The sequence below is a fragment of the Pseudomonas sp. JUb42 genome (genome assembly GCF_024807945.1).
In the GTDB taxonomy this organism is placed as follows: domain Bacteria; phylum Pseudomonadota; class Gammaproteobacteria; order Pseudomonadales; family Pseudomonadaceae; genus Aquipseudomonas.
The window spans coordinates 212,330-229,975 of sequence record NZ_JANUFD010000011.1 but is presented as its reverse complement, the minus strand read 5'-3'; the positions used below and the strand labels follow the sequence as shown (position 1 = coordinate 229,975).

Sequence of the window (17,646 nt, the reverse complement as noted above, 5' to 3'; positions counted from 1 at the left end):
TCCTCAGGCTTCAGCGTTGGCTTTGATCAGGCGGTCGTAGGCTTGCTGATCCATCAGGCCATCGATGGCACTGGCATCTTGTGGGATGAAGCGGAAGAACCAGCCGGCGCCCAGGGCGTCTTCGTTGACCAGTTCAGGGGTGCTGTCCAGCGCCGAATTGACTTCGACCACTTCGCCATCGAGGGGCATGTTGATGCTGCTGGCAGCTTTTACCGATTCCACTACCGATACTTCGGCGTCTTGAGTGTAGGACTGTAATTCCGGGAGTTGCACATAGACCACGTCACCAAGGGATTCCTGGGCGTAAGGCGTGATGCCGACCGTGACACTGCCATCGGCTTCGGCGCGCAGCCATTCGTGTTCAACGGTAAAACGCAACTCGCTCATAAAAACTCCTCAAGGTGAAGGGCTCGTGACAGGCACGAGCGTTATGGCGAAATACTTAGCAAAAATGTGGCCAATATTAAAATATCGTTATAAATCAATGATTTGATCGTTTTAGGTAGTTGTATTTTTAATGTGGCTGTAGCGAAATCGATACAGTTGATGACGGCTAGAAAATACTTAGGGGATCAAGGCCTTGGCGGGCGTGGATATGCTGAGGTCGTAATGAATTCGTTACGGTGTATTGAAATCGATACGAGTCCACCCAGAACCTTGGGGTGAATTTTTGTGGGAGCGAATTCATTCGCGAAGGCGGTATATAAGGCGCAAATGATGCATCGGCTGTACCGGCCTCTTCGCGAATGAATTCGCTTCTACAGAATCAGCTCCCCACAGCTTGCCACCGGGTGAGACTCCCTCTGTCACGATTTCCCTGGAATCCCGTACTTGCGCAGCCGATGGGCAATGGCGGTATGTGAGGTCTGTAGCCGCGCGGCCAACTGGCGGGTTGAAGGGTAGTCGCTGTAGAGCTTTTCCAGCAGGGCTTTTTCAAAGCTTTCCACGGCCTGTTCCAGACTGCCGACTTCGCTCTCGCTGGTCAGGGCCATGGCGGTGCCGGCGATGTCCAGGTCGCCGATGTCCACCAGATTGCCGTCGCAGATGGCGGCGGCGCGGAAGATCACGTTCTGCAGCTGCCGCACGTTACCCGGCCAGCGATTGCCCAGCAGCGCCGGATAGGTGCCGGTGGCCAGGCGGCAGACCGGGCGCTGGATCTGCGCGCAGGCCTGTTCCATGAACGAGCGCGCCAGCAGCAGGATGTCCTGGCCGCGTTCGCGCAGGGGCGGCACTTCCAGGTTGAGCACGTTAAGGCGGTAAAACAGGTCTTCGCGGAAAGTCCCCTCGCTGACCATCTTTTCCAGATTGCGGTGAGTGGCGCTGAGAATGCGCACGTTGACCTTCACTTCACGGTCGCCGCCGACCCGGCGGAAGCTGCCGTCATTGAGAAAACGCAGCAATTTGGCCTGCAAGTACGGTGACATTTCGCCGATCTCGTCGAGAAATACCGTGCCCTGGTTGGCCAGCTCCATCAGTCCCGGCTTGCCGCCTCGCTGGGCGCCGGTAAAGGCGCCGGGGGCGTAGCCGAACAGTTCGCTTTCGGCGAGGTTTTCCGGCAGGGCCGCACAGTTCAGCGCCAGAAAAGGCGCCGCCTGGCGCGCACTGGTGGCGTGGCAGGCGCGGGCGACCAGCTCCTTGCCGGTGCCCGTCTCGCCCTGAATCAGCAGCGGTGCGTCGAGGGCCGCGACCCGTTGCGCCCGTGCCTTGAGGGTACGGATGGCCGGGGATTCGCCGAGCAGTGCGTCAAATCCTTCGGCGTGATCATGGTGCAGCGCCGCCAGACGCTCGCCGATGCGGCTCGGTTGATACAGCGTCAGCAGGGCCCCAGCGTCGGTGATGGGGGTGGCATCGAGCAGCAACGCTTCGCCATTAAGGGTGACTTCGCGCAGCGGCAGGCGGAAACCGTTTTCCAGCAGGGCGCTGTGCAGCCCGGCGTCGGCAAACAACTCGCCCACAGCTTCACCGGTGGGGTCGCGGCCAATCAAGGCGATCAGCGCCGGGTTGCCCAGCAGCACATGCCCGGCGCTGTCCAGGGCCAGTACCGGATCGGTCATGGCCGCGAGCAGGGCATCGAGTTGCAGGTGACGACGCTGACCGGGAAGGATATCCACCACCGTGATCGCCTCGACGCCACGCACGCGGAACAGCGCGTCCTTGAGTTCTTCGAGCACTTGATGGCTGAGGGTCGGCGCGTCGATATAGACGTTGGGCGGGACCATCTCCACCGCATCCAGATTCAGATTGCGCCCACCGAGGATCGCCAGGACTTCCTGGGTAATACCGACTCGGTCGATGAAACTGACGTGGATACGCATGGGGGATCAAGGGTTCCGGGCGAGGAAAGGCGCCAGTATGCCTTGATGGGTGGGGGTTCTCTACATTGTGGGACCGGCTTTAGCCGGGAAGGCGTCGGTATGATCGACACAATTTTAGTGTCTATTGCATCGCCTTCCCGGCTAAAGCCGGTCCCACCAAAGCTAAATCAGGTCAGATGCTCAGGCTTCACCGGCTCGCCCGACTGGGCATGCAACTTGGCCCGCACATCCTCGAACATGGCGTCGTAATCCTTGTGCATGGCCAGGGGCAGGCCGGGGTTGTGCGGCAGGCCGTTTTTCAGGGCGATGCGGTTGGCGTCGTGGGCGAAGTTGAAGGCCATGTCCCGGGGCAGCAGAAACTGGTCTTCGAAGGCATTGCCGTTGACCTGGCCCTGCATGCGAAACAGCATGCAGGTGCCTTCCGTGGCGTCCTGGCTGACCTCGTAGTGAATATGAATGTCGTAGCCGAAATCCGACGGTTGCAGTGGCACGCGGGTGATGTGCAAGTGTCCTGGCTCAAACATGACGTGATTCCCCGGAGATAGGTGGTGTGAAAAATAGAGACCTTGAGCCCGCGACAGGGGTTCAGGGCGTGCGCTCAACGGTACGCTATGCCATGACTCGCCGTGCTGATGCGTGTTCCGGCGCGGCCTGCAACGATCTCTTCGATATCCGCCAGTGCGCCGATCACTGCTACCTTGCCGGTATTGCGGGCGAACTCGCAAGCAGCTTGCACCTTGGGGCCCATGGAGCCGGCGGCAAAGCCGAGTTTTTCCAGCGCATCGGGGTGGGCGTGGGCGATGGATTTCTGCGTCGGCTTGCCCCAGTCGATACAGGCCGCCGCGACGTCCGTGGCGATGACCAATAAATCGCTGCTCAGTTGCTCGGCCAGCAGTGCCGAGCACAGATCTTTATCGATCACCGCCTCGATACCGCGCAGGCTGCCGTCCGCTGCGTACATCGTCGGAATGCCGCCGCCGCCGGCACAGATCACGATGACGTCTTTTTCCAGCAGCCACTGGATCGGGCGTATCTCGAAAATGCGCCGGGGCCGGGGGCTGGCGACTACGCGGCGGAAATACTCGCCGTCCGGCGCGATGGCCCAGCCTTTTTCTTTGGCCAGACGCTCGGCTTCTTCGCGGCTGTAGACCGGGCCGATGGGTTTGCTCGGATGTTCGAAGGCCGGGTCGTTGGCATCGACTTCGACCTGGGTCAGCAGAGTGGCGAAGGGTTTCTCCACCGGCAGCAGGTTGCCCAGTTCCTGCTCGATCATATAACCGATCATGCCCTCGGTTTCGGCGCCCAGCACATCCAGCGGATAGGGCGAAACCGGCGTGTAGGCCGCTGCCTGCAAGGACAGCAGGCCGACTTGCGGGCCGTTGCCGTGGGCGATGACCAGTTGATTACCGTCGACGATGCGGGCGATCTGTTCGGTGGCGACGCGGATATTGGCGCGCTGGTTGTCGGCGGTCATGGGCTCGCCACGGCGAAGCAGGGCATTGCCGCCCAAGGCTACGACGAATCGCATATCAGCTCCTTGATGATTGAAATTCAGACGCCGTTGGAGCGAGGCTTGCCCGCGAAGGAATCACTGCGGTTTACCTGCTATTGCGCGTAGTCCGGTTCGCGGGCAAGCCTCGCTCCTACAGATGTCGGGCTCAGATATCGGCCAACGCCGCCACCAGAATCGCCTTGATGGTATGCATGCGGTTTTCCGCCTGTTCAAAGGCAATGTTGGCCGGCGATTCGAAGACTTCTTCGGTCACTTCCACGCCATTGGCCAGATGCGGATAGCGGCTGGCGATGTCTTTGCCGACCTTGGTTTCGCTATTATGAAAGGCGGGCAGGCAGTGCATGAATTTGACTCGCGGATTTTCTGCGGCCTTCATCATCTGTGCGTTGACCTGGTACGGCAGCAACTGCTCGATGCGCTCGTCCCAGGCCTCCACCGGTTCGCCCATGGAGACCCAGACGTCGGTGTGGATAAAGTCCACACCCTTGACGGCAACTTTCGGGTCTTCGGTCAGGGTGATGCGTGCGCCGCTCTCTTGGGCAAAGCCACGGCACTGGGCGATGAATTCTTCGCTCGGCCACAGGGCCTTGGGCGCGCCGATACGTACGTCCATGCCCAGCTTGGCACCGATCATCAGCAGCGAGTTGCCCATGTTGTAGCGGGCGTCGCCCAGGTAGGCGTAGCTGATGTCGTGCAGCGGCTTGTCGCTGTGCTCGCGCATGGTCATGGTGTCGGCGATCATTTGGGTCGGGTGGAATTCGGCGGTCAGGCCGTTGAATACTGGCACTCCGGCGAATTTCGCCAGTTCTTCGACGATTTCCTGCTCGAAGCCACGGTATTCGATGGCGTCGAACATGCGCCCCAGCACCCGGGCGGTGTCCTTCATGCTTTCCTTGTGGCCGATCTGCGACGACACCGGGTCGATGTAGGTGACGTGGGCACCCTGATCATGGGCGGCAACTTCGAAGGCGCAGCGGGTGCGGGTCGAGGTCTTTTCGAAGATCAGCGCGATGTTCTTGCCCTTGAGGTGCTGCTGTTCGGTGCCGGTGTACTTGGCGCGCTTGAGGTCCCGGGACAGGTCGAGCAGGTAATGCAGTTCGCGGTTGCTGTGGTGCATCAAGCTCAGCAGGCTGCGGTTGCGCATATTGAAAGCCATGATCGTATTCCTCTTAGTAGTCGACGGCGTCGCGGGTGATCGGGCAGGTCATGCAATGACCGCCGCCGCGTCCGCGTCCCAGTTCGCTGGCGCTGATGGTGATGACTTCCACCCCGGCCTTGCGCAGCAGGGTGTTGGTGTAGGTATTGCGGTCGTAACCGATGACCACGCCGGGCTCCAGAGCCACCACGTTATTGCCGTCGTCCCATTGCTCGCGCTCGGCGGCGAAGCTGTTGCCGCCGGTCTCGACGATGCGCAGGGTCTTGAGGTTGAGGGCCTTGGCCACGGTTTCCAGGAAGCTGCCTTCTTCGCGGCGGATATCGATGCCGCTGGGCTGGCTGTCGTCCGGGCGCAGGCTGAAGGCGACGATCTGGCTGACCACTTCCGGGAAGACGGTCACCAGGTCGCGGTCGCAGAAGCTGAATACGGTGTCCAGGTGCATGGCGGAGCGGGACTTGGGCAGACCGGCGACGATCACTCGCTCTACGGCGTTGTGCTTGAACAGGTTGCGCGCCAGTTGGCCGATGGCCTGATGGGAGGTGCGCTCGCCCATGCCGATCAGCACGATGCCGTTGCCCAGGGGCATGACGTCGCCGCCTTCCAGGGTTGCGCTGCCGTGATCCTGATCCGGGTCGCCGTACCAGACCTGGAAATCGGCCTGGGCGAACTGCGGATGGAATTTATAGATGGCGCTGGCCAGCAGGGTTTCCTGGCGCCGAGCGGGCCAGTACATCGGGTTGAGCGTGACGCCGCCGTAGATCCAGCAGGTGGTGTCGCGGGTGAATTGGGTGTTGGGCAGCGGCGGCAGAATGAAGCTGGAATGACCGAGGAAGTCACGGAAGATTTCGATAGTCTTGCCGCCGAAACTGCTCGGCAGATCGTCCGCCGATACACCGCCGATCAGGTACTCCGCGCACTTGCGTGGTTCCAGGCTGCGCAGCCAACTGGCGACTTCATGGATCAGGCCGACGCCGATTTGATTGGCGGTGATCTTGCGCTCGATGATCCACTCCAGGGCTTCGGGAATGGCGACGATATCGGTCAGCAGGTTGTGCATTTCCAGCACTTCGATATTGCGTTCGCGCATCTTGGTAACGAAGTCGAAGTGATCGCGTTTGGCCTGGTTGACCCACAGCACATCGTCGAACAGCAGTTCGTCGCAGTTGTTCGGGGTCAGGCGCTGATGGGCCAGGCCGGGGGAGCAGACCATGACCTTGCGCAGTTTGCCCACTTCCGAGTGGACGCCCAATTTGACGTTATCCGAAGACATATCCGTTTCCTTCAATGACAAGAATCAGAGGCTCAGAAAGCCCGAGTACAGGCTGTAGGCAGCGATCAGCGCGCCGATGACCACGGCCACGAAAATCAGTTTTTCCACGGCGGTGAAGACCGGTTTGCCGGTTTCAAAGCGGGCCTTGGCGAACAGGATTGCTCCCGGTGCGTAGAGCAGGGCCGAGAGCAGCAGGTACTTGAGGCCACCGGCATAGAGCAGCCAGATCGCATAGGTGAGGGAGATGCCAGCGATGATCAGGTCTTTCCTGCGCTCGCCCAGGGCGTTTTCGTAGGTCTCGCCACGCACCGCCAGCAGCAGGGCGTAGGCCGCCGACCACAGGTAAGGCACCAGAATCATCGAGGTCGCCAGGTAGATCAGCGACAGGTAAGTGCTTGCCGAGAACAGGGTAATGATCAGGAACAGCTGGACCATGGCATTGGTCAGCCACAGGGCGTTGGCCGGGACGTGATTGGCGTTTTCCTTGCGCAGGAAGGCCGGCATGGTGTGATCGCGGGCGGCGGCAAAGAGGATTTCCGCACACAGCAGCACCCACGACAGCAGCGCTCCGAGCAGGGAGACGATCAGGCCGATGCTGATCAGCACCGCGCCCCAGTGGCCGACCACATGTTCCAGCACGGCGGCCATGGACGGGTTAGGCAGTTTTGCCAGTTCCGGCTGGGTCATGATGCCCAGGGACAGCACGTTGACCAGGACCAGCAGCAACAGCACGGTGACGAAGCCGAGGATGGTGGCCTTGCCGACATCCGAGCGTTTTTCTGCGCGGGCCGAGAAGATGCTCGCGCCTTCAATGCCGATGAATACCCAAACGGTGACCAGCATCATGTTGCGCATCTGGTTCATCACGCTGCCCAGATTGGCGTTGCCGCTGCCCCAGATATCCGCGCTGAATATGTCCAGCTTGAAGGCGAACAGGGCAATCAGCACGAACAGCAGCAGGGGCACGATCTTGGCGACGGTGGTCACCAGATTGATGAACGCCGCCTCACGGATACCGCGCAGCACCAGGAAGTGCACGGCCCACAGCAATACCGACGAGCCGATGATGGCGGCGACGGTATTGCCCTCGCCGAATACCGGGAAGAAATAACCCAGGGTGCTGAACAGCAGCACGAAGTAACCGACGTTGCCCAGCCAGGCGCTGATCCAGTAGCCCCAGGCCGACGAGAAGCCCATGTAGTCGCCGAAACCGGCCTTGGCGTAGACATAGACGCCGCCATCCAGATCAGGTTTGCGATTGGCCAGGGTCTGGAAGACGAAGGCCAGGGTCAGCATGCCGACGGCGGTGATGGCCCAACCGATGAGAATGGCGCCGACACCGGCACTGGCCGCCATGTTCTGCGGCAGAGAGAAAATCCCGCCACCGATCATTGAACCGACGACCAGTGCGACCAGCGCACCGAGTTTGAGTTTGCCGGGGGTAGCGGACATGGCACTGCTCCATCCTGGGAAGATGGAGACAGGCTAGGGTGGGGGGTATCTGATTCTGCTGATGCAGATCAGTACTATGGGCGATTTAATGGTGCGGGGAACAGATGTGACAGGAAATGTCGCATCCTGACCTGCTGGCTCTCACGGTCTGTGGGAGCGAGGCTTGCCCGCGAAAGGGCCGGTGCATCCGACCCATTTGAGAAATTGAAAAATCGCCTTCGCGGGCAAGCCTCGCTCCCACAATGTTCATTCCAATCTAATTGTGCGTCAGACCTGCGGCGCAGGCTCCGGCCTTGACCATATCCACAGATTGCCCATGCCCATCCCCGTCAGCGCCAGGTACATCGGCCAGGCATGTTTGAGCAGGCTGAGCATCAGCACGGCGCAGATCAGCATGCTGATGGTGGCGCTGATCTTGGCGCGGCGGGCGATGAGTTTGCCGTTGCGCCAGTTGTACAGGATTGGCCCGAACAGGCGGTGGCTTTCCAGCCAGGCGCTCAGACGCGGCGAGCTGCGGGTCGCGGCCCAGGCAGCCAGCAGGATGAATTCGGTGGTCGGCAGACCGGGCACGACAATGGCCACCAGCCCGATCCCCAGGCTGACATAAGCGAGGATTGCGAACAGAAAGCGCGACAGTGGGGTTCCGGGCGGTTTGCAGGTCATGGTCGTTTGCGGTGCAAATCAATCAGTGAGTTGGGGGCCTGGCTAGCTTAACAGCTCAGGCTGATTCAGCCGCGTAGGCAATATCCAACAGCTCGTTGAAACGCTCAAAGGCCTGCAGGGCGCCGAGGTCGGCGTCGGCCTCTTCTTCGGCGCTGAACTGCAGTGCGTCGAGGGTGCGGGTAAAGGACTTCCAGCCCTCGGCACGGCCGCCGGCCGGTTCGCCCAGATGGCGGGCGCCGAAGCTGTCACTGAGGTTCAGGGCCACGGCGCGCTTGATCAGGAACGCCGCACCGAGTTTCGAGCCTTCGGAGACGAACAGCCAGCCCATGGCCTGGGCCTTGCTCGGGTTGTGCAGGGCGCCGGGGGCGGGTGGTGGCACCTCGGTGTCGAGGTCGGCGAGATCGGCCAGGGCCTGTTCGGCGCGGCAACGCTGGGCCAGATCAGGGAATACCTCGATCAGCGCCGGATCGGTGTACAGCGCCTTGAGTTCGTTCTGAAACAGGTACTGGGCAACGACAAAGCGCGTGTAGCTGGCCAGGGTTTCGAACGGGGCGTTGGCCTTGACGGCACGGTCGAGCTTTTCGTGGGGCACCTGGGTGATCTGGTTCAGGCGTTGCGAGCGCAGGGTGGGACGGTTGGAGGGGGTGTTCATGATGTCTTCCTGATCGAATTAAAACGTCGCCGCCCGTCTACGCAGAAACGGGCGGCGCAGATATTGGGTCAGATATCCCAGACCACATTGATGGCAAAGTTGCGACCCGGCTGGGTCAGGCGGTCTAGGTTGGCCGGGGCGGTTACGCCTGCCTCGCCGACGCCGTCGTAGCCGCGGATGTCGTCCCAGCGCCAGTATTTCTTGTCGGTGAGGTTGTACAGGCCAGCGTTGACCGTGACGTCGTTGGTGACCTTGTAGAAGCCGCTCAGGTCGAGCACGCCATAGCCCGGCGTTTTGAACTGGCTGGAGGTGGAAACACCGTCCGGGGTATGGAAGTTGGTGTCGTCGACACGGTCCTTGCGCTTGACCAGGGTCCAGCTCAGCAGGCCGCCGTAGTTGTCCTGCTCGTAGCCCAGGCCGAGCACGCCGGTCAGCGGGTTGACGCTGTTGATCGGCTCGCCGCTGTCATCGTTGCGGCCGTAGGCATAGGCCAGAGAACCCAGGCTGTAGAGACCCTGGGGTGCGCCGAAGACGTCGAGGTTCAGGCGGCCCTTGACCTCGGCGCCCTTGATGGTGGCGTGCTTGATGTTGTTGGACTGGAACACTGTCTGGGTGTAGCCGGGGGTGATGGCGTCTTCGTTGATGAAATCGCGGTATTTGTTATAGAACAACGCGACATCAAAGGAGCCCGAGTCGAAACGCCCACGCAGGCCGGTCTCGTAGCTCTTGCTCTTCTCCGGTTCCAGGTTCGAGTTGGGTTCGACCACGTAGCCCGAACCGAGGTTTTCGAAGCGCCCGTAGAGGGCCTTGGCTGAAGGGGTACGGAAGCCCTCGGCGTACTGACCGTACCAGGTGTACTGGTCGGTGATCGCGTAAGTCAGGCCGAACTTGGGCGACAGGCGATGCCAGGTCTTGTCCTTGCCATCGACCTGGCTGGAATTGCTCAGGGCTACGGTATTGAGGAATTCCTGGGTGATCTCCGGATTCAGGCGGGTGTAGTCGTAGCGCAGCGCAGGCAGGAAGGTCCAGTCGTTCCAGCGGATTTCATCCTGAGCGAACAGGGCGTAGCTGGTGGTGATCGGGTCCGGGAAGTCGCTGGAGCGAACAAGACGGTCGCTGGGGCTGTCGGCGCCGACGGCGCGGCAACTGCCGAAGATCCTTGCGCAGACGCCGCTGCCCTGGCGCAGGCCGGTGGTTTCCTGGCGTTTGAGGGTGGTGCCGTAAGTCAGCAGGTGATCGGTGTCGGCGATCTGGAAGGCCTTGTCCAGTTGCACATCCAGGATCCATTGTTTTTCCTGGTAGGAGGCTTCGCGGTTACGCCACACATCCCGGGAGAACGGGAAATAACGCTCGAGGGTTTCCTGCTCGGTCTTGGCGGTCTGGTAGTTGAGGCTCCACTTGACGTTGTCCACCAGCAGGCTGTCGAGGGCAAACTTGTTTTCCACGCCAAAGCGTTCGCGGGTGATCACGTCGTTGCCGGTGCGCGAGGTGTACATGCCCAGGGGGCTGCCGTTGTTGTACGGGCCGCCGATGGCGCTTTTCTGGTTGGTGGAGCGGTCGTCCTTGTACTTCTCGTAGGTCAGGCCCAGGCGCGCGTCGTCGGCGTAGTCCCAGCCCAGTTTGGCCAGCACGTTGGTGGTGCGTACGTCCTCCGGGTTGGCTTCGGTGCGTTGCAGGCCGGTGCCGTTGTTGCTGCCGTAGGATTCGGTCTCGTGACCGTTGCGCTGGCTCAGGTGCAGCAGGCCATCGAACTGGCCGGTGCGTCCGGCGACGGTGGCCGAGGTCAGCCAGCTTTCGTCGGCGGAGCTGTAGCCGGTCTTGAGGCGCGCGCCGACATCCTTGCCGGGCTTGATGATGTCATCGGGATCAAGGGTGTAATAGCTGACCGCGCCGCCGATGGCGCTGCTGCCATACAACGCCGACGCCGGGCCGCGGAGGATTTCCACGCGCTTGACGATTTCCGGGTCGACGTAGTTGCGGTGGGTGTTGGCGTAGGGGCCGGTGAAGAAACTGTCGGGCACTTCGACGCCATCGACCTGGGTCAGAATGCGATCGCCGTCGATGCCGCGAATGTTGTAGCCGGTGGTGCCGGCACGCTGGCCGGCGCCGCCGACCGAGATGCCCGGTTCGTAGCGCACCAGATCGCGAATGTTATTGACGTTCAGGCGGTCCAGCTCGGCGCTGTCATGCACGCTGACGCTGCTGGGCACGGTCGCCACTTCCTGAGCCTGACGAGTGGCACTGACAGTGATCTGCTCAAGGGCCAGGGCGCCGCTGCTGCGCTTTTCCAGCACGACATTGTTGTTGCCCAGGTTGCGATAGCCCAGGTGACTGCCAGCCAGCAGTTTATCCAGGGCCTTGTCGGCAGGCAGGGTGCCAATGGCGCCGGGGGAGACCACGTCCTTGGCCAGATCAGCGGAAACGCCCACCTGCCAACCGGTGATGCGGCTGAATTCGTTCAGGGCTGAGACCAGGGGCTGCTGGGCGATGGCGAAGGGATAAGTACCGACGCTGCGTGGGGCGCTTTCACCGGGGGTAGCGGCCAGGGCACCGCTGGTATACAGCGTCGCACCAAGCATGGCCACGGTCAGCACTGACAGGGCAAAGGCATGCAGATCGGTATGGAGGGTTTTGCGGATGGCGGGTGTCGCAGATGGCATGGGTACAGCTCCCCTGTCGTGCTGGTCTTTATGATAGTGACAAACGCTTAATAATGAGAATTAATTGCATTTGGTGACTAGACGAACGACGGGTGGTAATCGCGTAAAAGTTTTTCAGGGAGTTCGATTTCGAATCGATGGGCAGGTTTCGGTGGGACCGGCTGAAGCCGGTCCCACAAAGGTCATGAGTCTCTAATTGAGGATCACGACTCTGGGCAACTCATGCAGGCTCGCCGAGGTGATCTGCGCCAGGGAGCGCATCACGTCCAGCGGGTTGTCGAGGCGGTAGTTGCCGGTGACTGCGACGTCGTCGAGGGCTGAGTTGGCGTTGATGATCCAGCCGGGGTAGTAGCGGCGCAGTTCGGTAAGGACCTGGCCGAGGGGGCGGTTGTCGAAGATCAGGCGGCCCTGGACCCAGGCCAGGTCGTTGTGGCTCATGGGTTCCGGCTGGCCGATGCCCGAAGGCCCGACCCGCAGGCTGTTGCCGGCGCTGAGGCTGATGCGGGTGTTGCCCTGGGTATTGCGTACATCCACGGCGCCGCGCTGGACCTGAATACGCGCCTCGCCATCCAGATAGCGCACGGCAAAGTCGGTACTGCTGGCGCTCATGTGCAAGGGGCCGGCCTCGACTTCCAGCGGGCGGTTGCGATTGTCCGGCACATTGAAGAAGGCTTCGCCCTGATACAACCGGACGCTGCGATGCTGTTCGTCGAGCTGGCTGGAAAAGGCCGAATCGGTGTTGAGCAGCACCGAGGAGCCGTCCTGCAATTGCAGGCGCTGGCGTTCGCCGACCTGAGTCAGGTGATCGGCCTCGAGGCGCAGGGGCAGGTTGGTGAAATTGAACACCGCCAGCAGCAGGACGGCAGCACTGGCCATGGGTTTCCACAGGCGGCGCAGGGGCCGCGAACGGGCAGGGCGTGCCTGCTGCTCGAGGCCGGCGGCCACCTGTTGCAGCGGCACCGAGTTCCACATCGCCTGGGCCTGGGCAAATGCTTCGACGTGGGCCTGATCGGCGTCGAGCCATTGCTCAAAGCGCTGGCGCTGCTGCGCGTCGCAGTGCTCCAGCTGAATCAGCCAGTCGAGGGCCTGATCCATGGCGCTGTTGTCCATGGGCGTCGGTTCGGGGGTGTTCACACGGGATCTCTGGCGATGGGACATGCAATGGCCCGCAGCCTGCGGCAGCACTCAGTCATGGTCAAGTCTCGCGGCGACGTCGAGACAGATGGCCATGATCAATTTCAATTCTTTTTGCACCGTACTGGCCGACACATTCAGCTGTTCGGCGATTTCAAGGTAGCTGCAACCCTGTAACCGGCTGAGGGTGAAGATGCGCTGCTGGCGTTCGCTCAGGCGCCCCAGACTGGCGCTGAGGCCCTTGATCAGGCGTTCGGCATGGGCGGCATCTTCCGGCAGGCTTGACGTTGCGGCGACGCTGTAAAGTTGATCAGCAGGCGCATCTTCGACCATGGTCCGGGCGTGCAGCTTGTGTGCGCGCAAATGATCCAGCGCCAGATTGCGCGCGGTCTGGTAGACGAAGGGTTCCAGATGGTCGATGGGGCGTTCGCCCAGGGCGCGGGTCACTCGCAGCCAGGTTTCCTGGAGCAGGTCTTCGGCGATGCTGGGGTTACGGACGATCCGTTGCAGGGTACGCAGCAGCACGGTGCGCTGACTGAGAAATACGGCATTAAGGTGCGACTGAGTCACGGGGAGGCCCGACCGGAAAAACAAGCGGATGATAATGCTTATCATCCGCTTGTTTGGTCAAGGGCAGAACGCAAAAGACCTTGTAGGATTTATCCTGTCTTACTCGGCGTTATGCAGCGCCAGGCAGTTATCCAGCATGCGGTTGGAGAACGCCCACTCGTTGTCGTACCAGGCCAGGACCTTGAGCAGCTTGCCGCTGGCCTTGGTGTGGTTGGCGTCAAAGATCGACGACAGCGGGTTGTGATTGAAGTCATGGGAAACCAGCGGCAGGGTGTTGTAGCCCAGGACCTTGGAATGCTGGCTGGCTTCTTTCATCAGTGCGTTGACTTCCTCTGCCGTGGCTTCGCGCTTGAGCTGCACGGTCAGGTCGACCAGGGACACGTTGATCACCGGCACGCGCACGGCCATGCCGGTCAGCTTGCCAGCCAGTTCCGGCAGGACCAGGCCCACGGCCTCGGCGGCACCGGTCTTGCTTGGGATCATCGACTGGGTCGCGGAGCGGGCGCGGTACGGGTCGGTATGGTAGACGTCGATCAGGTTCTGGTCGTTGGTGTAGGCATGAATGGTGGTCATCAGGCCGCTTTCGATACCCAGCTCGCGATGCAGCACCTGGGCCACCGGGGCCAGGCAGTTGGTAGTGCAGGAGGCATTGGAGATGATCTGGTGCGACTGGCGCAGAACGTCATGGTTGACGCCGTAGACCACGGTGGCATCGGCGCCCTTGGCCGGGGCCGAAATGATCACTTTGCGCGCACCGGCAGTCAGGTGCGCCGCTGCCTTAACACGGTCGGTGAACAGACCGGTGCATTCGAAGACGACGTCGATGTTCTCGGATTTCCACGGCAGCTCGGCGGGGTTGCGGATCGCGCTGACTGCGATACGGTCACCGTTGACGGTCAGGCTTTCCTTGTCGAATTCCACGGTGCCGCCGAACGGGCCGTGCACGGTGTCGAAACGCAGGAGGTGGGCATTGATCTCGCTATCGCCCAAATCATTAATGGCGACGACTTGCAGGTCCTGTCGGTAGCCTTGGGTATAGAGTGCACGCAGGACGTTGCGGCCGATACGGCCAAAGCCATTGATTGCGATGCGAAGCGTCATAACAAGCATCCTCTCTGAATTTGTTGTTGGAATTACAAGATTATTCGCATAGAAATAGAAAACAAGCCTTTTTAATGGCAATATTTTGTTTTATCTACAACGACAAAGCTCGTAAGGCCAGTACATCCGTTCGAAATCAAGCGCTTGCCAATGCCAGCGTGGATCGATCGCCGACACTGCCTACACGGGTGACCATAGACGTTAGCCTGGAGTTCATCACATGCATCCCCGCGTTCTTGAGGTAACCGAACGGCTGATAGCCCGTAGTCGCGAGACACGTCAGCGCTATCTCGAACTGATTCGAGGGGCCGCAAGCGATGGCCCGATGCGCGCCAAGCTGCAATGCGCCAACTTCGCCCACGGCGTGGCTGGCTGCGGCACCGAGGACAAACACAGCCTGCGCATGATGAATGCGGCCAATGTGGCCATCGTGTCTTCCTACAACGAAATGCTCTCGGCGCATCAGCCGTACGAGCATTACCCGGACCAGATCAAAAAGGCCCTGCGCGAAATCGGCTCGGTGGGCCAGTTCGCTGGCGGTGTGCCGGCCATGTGCGACGGCGTCACCCAGGGTGAGCCGGGCATGGAGCTGGGCATTGCCAGCCGTGAAGTCATCGCCATGTCGACGGCGATTGCCTTGTCCCACAACATGTTCGATGCCGCCCTGATGCTGGGTATCTGCGACAAGATCGTGCCGGGCCTGATGATGGGCGCGCTGCGCTTCGGTCACCTGCCGATGATCTTCGTGCCCGGCGGGCCGATGGTTTCGGGCATTTCCAACAAGGAAAAGGCCGACGTGCGTCAGCGCTACGCCGAAGGCAAGGCTACCCGTGAGGAACTGCTGGACTCGGAAATGAAGTCCTACCACAGCCCTGGCACCTGCACCTTCTACGGCACCGCCAACACCAACCAGTTGGTGATGGAAGTCATGGGCCTGCACTTGCCCGGCTCGTCCTTCGTCAACCCTTACACGCCGTTGCGTGACGCCCTGACCACCGAGGCCTCGCATCAGGTCACGCGCATGACCAAGCAGAGCGGCAACTTTATGCCGATCGGCGAGATCGTCGACGAGCGCTCCCTGGTCAACTCCATCGTTGCCCTGCATGCCACGGGCGGTTCGACCAACCATACCCTGCACATGCCGGCGATTGCCCAGGCCGCTGGCATCCAGCTGACCTGGCAGGACATGGCCGACCTCTCCGAAGTCGTGCCGACCCTCAGCCACGTCTATCCAAACGGTAAGGCTGACATCAACCACTTCCAGGCGGCGGGCGGCATGTCGTTCCTGATTCGTGAGCTGCTGGGCGCCGGTCTGCTCCATGAAAACGTCAACACCGTGGCCGGTTACGGCCTGAGCCGCTACACCCGCGAGCCGTTCCTCGAAGACGGCAAATTGATCTGGCGCGAAGGTCCGCTGCAGAGCCTGGACGAAAATATCCTGCGCCCGGCATCGCGTCCGTTTTCGCCGGAAGGCGGCCTGCGCGTGATGGAAGGCAACCTGGGTCGTGGCGTGATGAAAGTCTCGGCCGTGGCGCCGGAACACCAGATCGTCGAAGCACCGGCCAAGGTCTTCGAAGATCAGCAGGACCTGGCCGATGCGTTCAAGGCTGGCGAGCTGGAATGTGATTTCGTTGCGGTGATGCGCTTCCAGGGCCCGCGTTCCAATGGCATGCCTGAACTGCACAAAATGACACCGTTCCTCGGCGTGTTGCAGGACCGTGGCTTCAAGGTGGCGTTGGTCACTGACGGGCGCATGTCCGGTGCCTCCGGCAAGATTCCTGCGGCGATCCACGTCTGCCCGGAAGCCTTTGATGGTGGCCCTTTGGCACTTGTACGCGATGGCGATGTCATTCGTGTAGACGGCGTAAAAGGGACGTTGCAAGTTTTGCTTGAACCTGCAGAATTGGCCGCCCGGACGCCGGCGATCGGCACCCTCGGCAACGCTGTGGGCTGCGGTCGTGAGCTGTTCGGTTTCATGCGCATGGCCTTCAGCTCCGCCGAGCAGGGCGCCAGCGCCTTTACCTCGCAATTGGAGACGCTGAAGTGACATTGGCCATGGTGGGTGATATTGGCGGTACCAATGCACGTTTTGCCATTTGGGAAGACGATCAACTGCATTCGATCCGGGTATTCCCGACCATCGACTACGTAAGCCCGGAAAAGGCCCTGTCGGTCTATCTGCAGGACCTTGAACTGCACAAGGGTGATGTCGGCTCGATCTGCCTGGCGGTTGCCGGGCCGGTCACCGGCGACGACTTTCATTTCACCAACAGCCACTGGACGATCAATCGCCAGAAGTTCTGCGAAGAAATGAAGATCGACAACCTGATCATGGTCAACGACTTCACCGCCCAGGCCCTGGGCATGACCCGGCTCAAGGACGATGAGTATTTGACCGTGGTCCACGGTATCGGCGATCCGGCCTGCGCTCGCGTAGTGATCGGTCCGGGCACCGGCCTCGGTGTCGGTACGTTGCTCAAGACCGGTGATGCGCACTGGACGGCAGTACCGGGGGAGGGCGGCCATGTCGACCTGCCCATCGGCAGCGCCCGGGAAGCCTTGCTGTGGATGCGCCTGATGGCCGACCACGAGCATGTCAGCGCCGAGACAATCCTCAGCGGTGCCGGGCTGTTGCTGCTGTACCAGGTCAGCTGCGCGCTGGACGATATCGAGCCGGAACTCAAGTCACCGGCGGCCATCACCTCGGCCGCGCTGGCCGGTGATCACGTAGCGGCGGCGGTGTTGGAGCAGTTCTGCGTGTTCCTTGGCCGTGTCGCGGGCAATAACGTACTGACAGTCGGCGGGCGCGGCGGGGTGTATATTACCGGCGGCGTGATTCCGCGCTTTACCGACTTTTTCCTGAGCAGTGGCTTCAAGCGCTCGTTCAGCGAGAAGGGTCATATGAGCGACTACTTCAAGGGCGTGCCGGTGTGGCTGGTGACAGCCGAGTATCCGGGGTTGATGGGCGCGGGGGTGGCGCTGGATCAGGCATTGGCGCATAGCAGGCTACCCGAGGCTATTTGAGTTGGAATGAGATATGTGGGAGCCGGCTTGCTGGCGATGGCGTAGTGTCAATCACTGAGGCTGTTGCGAGTGCTTCGCACTCGATCGCCACCAAGGCGGCTCCCACCTGTGTAAGCTCCTGTGTTGTCTAATTTCC

Annotated in this window: 15 protein-coding genes; 2 read left to right on the top strand and 13 right to left on the bottom strand. The window is 61.2% G+C overall.

From position 1 onward, the window contains the following. Positions 1-3: 3 nt before the first annotated feature. The 13 genes from gcvH to gap all read right to left on the bottom strand — a co-directional run bounded on the left by gcvH (position 4) and on the right by gap (position 14,486). Positions 4-387, bottom strand: a complete 384-nt coding sequence (gene gcvH / locus M2401_RS22175; protein WP_259105977.1) for a glycine cleavage system protein GcvH — start codon at positions 385-387, stop codon at positions 4-6. Positions 388-806: 419 nt separating this feature from the next. Next, positions 807-2,315, bottom strand: coding sequence for a sigma-54-dependent transcriptional regulator (locus tag M2401_RS22170; RefSeq protein ID WP_259105976.1), 1,509 nt, complete (start codon positions 2,313-2,315; stop codon positions 807-809). A 167-nt stretch (positions 2,316-2,482) separates the two neighbouring features. Continuing rightward, on the bottom strand, positions 2,483-2,839 hold the full coding sequence (locus M2401_RS22165; RefSeq protein WP_259105975.1) for a DUF5064 family protein: 357 nt from the start codon (positions 2,837-2,839) through the stop codon (positions 2,483-2,485). Positions 2,840-2,913: 74 nt separating this feature from the next. Then, positions 2,914-3,843, bottom strand: a complete 930-nt coding sequence (arcC, locus tag M2401_RS22160) for a carbamate kinase (protein WP_259105974.1) — start codon at positions 3,841-3,843, stop codon at positions 2,914-2,916. A gap of 130 nt (positions 3,844-3,973) precedes the next feature. Beyond that, positions 3,974-4,984, bottom strand: coding sequence for an ornithine carbamoyltransferase (locus tag M2401_RS22155; protein WP_259105973.1), 1,011 nt, complete (start codon positions 4,982-4,984; stop codon positions 3,974-3,976). 13 nt (positions 4,985-4,997) lie between these two features. Beyond that, positions 4,998-6,254: an arginine deiminase gene (gene arcA, locus M2401_RS22150; RefSeq protein ID WP_259105972.1), complete on the bottom strand. Its 1,257-nt coding sequence runs from the start codon at positions 6,252-6,254 to the stop codon at positions 4,998-5,000. Positions 6,255-6,278: 24 nt separating this feature from the next. Then, entirely contained in the window at positions 6,279-7,706 is a 1,428-nt protein-coding gene (gene arcD / locus M2401_RS22145) for an arginine-ornithine antiporter (protein ID WP_259105971.1), read from the bottom strand. Between the two features lie 267 nt (positions 7,707-7,973). Next, positions 7,974-8,369, bottom strand: a complete 396-nt coding sequence (locus M2401_RS22140; RefSeq protein ID WP_259105970.1) for a YbaN family protein — start codon at positions 8,367-8,369, stop codon at positions 7,974-7,976. A gap of 55 nt (positions 8,370-8,424) precedes the next feature. Continuing rightward, positions 8,425-9,021: a biliverdin-producing heme oxygenase gene (locus M2401_RS22135; RefSeq protein WP_259105969.1), complete on the bottom strand. Its 597-nt coding sequence runs from the start codon at positions 9,019-9,021 to the stop codon at positions 8,425-8,427. A gap of 68 nt (positions 9,022-9,089) precedes the next feature. Beyond that, positions 9,090-11,681 carry a TonB-dependent receptor gene (locus M2401_RS22130; RefSeq protein WP_259105968.1) on the bottom strand — a complete coding sequence of 864 codons (2,592 nt, stop codon included), beginning with the start codon at positions 11,679-11,681 and terminating at the stop codon, positions 9,090-9,092. A gap of 192 nt (positions 11,682-11,873) precedes the next feature. Beyond that, positions 11,874-12,791 carry a FecR domain-containing protein gene (locus M2401_RS22125; protein WP_259106017.1) on the bottom strand — a complete coding sequence of 306 codons (918 nt, stop codon included), beginning with the start codon at positions 12,789-12,791 and terminating at the stop codon, positions 11,874-11,876. A gap of 75 nt (positions 12,792-12,866) precedes the next feature. Continuing rightward, positions 12,867-13,385, bottom strand: a complete 519-nt coding sequence (locus M2401_RS22120) for an RNA polymerase sigma factor (RefSeq protein WP_259105967.1) — start codon at positions 13,383-13,385, stop codon at positions 12,867-12,869. Positions 13,386-13,484: 99 nt separating this feature from the next. Beyond that, positions 13,485-14,486: a type I glyceraldehyde-3-phosphate dehydrogenase gene (gene gap, locus M2401_RS22115; RefSeq protein WP_259105966.1), complete on the bottom strand. Its 1,002-nt coding sequence runs from the start codon at positions 14,484-14,486 to the stop codon at positions 13,485-13,487. A 220-nt stretch (positions 14,487-14,706) separates the two neighbouring features. Here gap and edd point away from each other — a divergent pair, with 220 nt between their 5' ends. Both edd and M2401_RS22105 read left to right on the top strand, forming a co-directional pair. After that, positions 14,707-16,533: a phosphogluconate dehydratase gene (edd, locus tag M2401_RS22110; protein WP_259105965.1), complete on the top strand. Its 1,827-nt coding sequence runs from the start codon at positions 14,707-14,709 to the stop codon at positions 16,531-16,533. Next, entirely contained in the window at positions 16,530-17,510 is a 981-nt protein-coding gene (locus M2401_RS22105) for a glucokinase (protein ID WP_259105964.1), read from the top strand. Before edd ends, M2401_RS22105 begins: the two co-directional genes overlap by 4 nt. Positions 17,511-17,646 lie beyond the last annotated feature (136 nt).

Excerpts from the sequence above, each read along its gene's own strand:
- gcvH (WP_259105977.1), bottom strand. The coding sequence starts at position 387 with ATGAGCGAGTTGCGTTTTACCGTTGAACACGAATGGCTGCGCGCCGAA.
- M2401_RS22170 (WP_259105976.1), bottom strand. The coding sequence starts at position 2,315 with ATGCGTATCCACGTCAGTTTCATCGACCGAGTCGGTATTACCCAGGAA.
- M2401_RS22165 (WP_259105975.1), bottom strand. The coding sequence starts at position 2,839 with ATGTTTGAGCCAGGACACTTGCACATCACCCGCGTGCCACTGCAACCG.
- arcC (WP_259105974.1), bottom strand. The coding sequence starts at position 3,843 with ATGCGATTCGTCGTAGCCTTGGGCGGCAATGCCCTGCTTCGCCGTGGC.
- M2401_RS22155 (WP_259105973.1), bottom strand. The coding sequence starts at position 4,984 with ATGGCTTTCAATATGCGCAACCGCAGCCTGCTGAGCTTGATGCACCAC.
- arcA (WP_259105972.1), bottom strand. The coding sequence starts at position 6,254 with ATGTCTTCGGATAACGTCAAATTGGGCGTCCACTCGGAAGTGGGCAAA.
- arcD (WP_259105971.1), bottom strand. The coding sequence starts at position 7,706 with ATGTCCGCTACCCCCGGCAAACTCAAACTCGGTGCGCTGGTCGCACTG.
- M2401_RS22140 (WP_259105970.1), bottom strand. The coding sequence starts at position 8,369 with ATGACCTGCAAACCGCCCGGAACCCCACTGTCGCGCTTTCTGTTCGCA.
- M2401_RS22135 (WP_259105969.1), bottom strand. The coding sequence starts at position 9,021 with ATGAACACCCCCTCCAACCGTCCCACCCTGCGCTCGCAACGCCTGAAC.
- M2401_RS22130 (WP_259105968.1), bottom strand. The coding sequence starts at position 11,681 with ATGCCATCTGCGACACCCGCCATCCGCAAAACCCTCCATACCGATCTG.
- M2401_RS22125 (WP_259106017.1), bottom strand. The coding sequence starts at position 12,791 with ATGGACAACAGCGCCATGGATCAGGCCCTCGACTGGCTGATTCAGCTG.
- gap (WP_259105966.1), bottom strand. The coding sequence starts at position 14,486 with ATGACGCTTCGCATCGCAATCAATGGCTTTGGCCGTATCGGCCGCAAC.
- edd (WP_259105965.1), top strand. The coding sequence starts at position 14,707 with ATGCATCCCCGCGTTCTTGAGGTAACCGAACGGCTGATAGCCCGTAGT.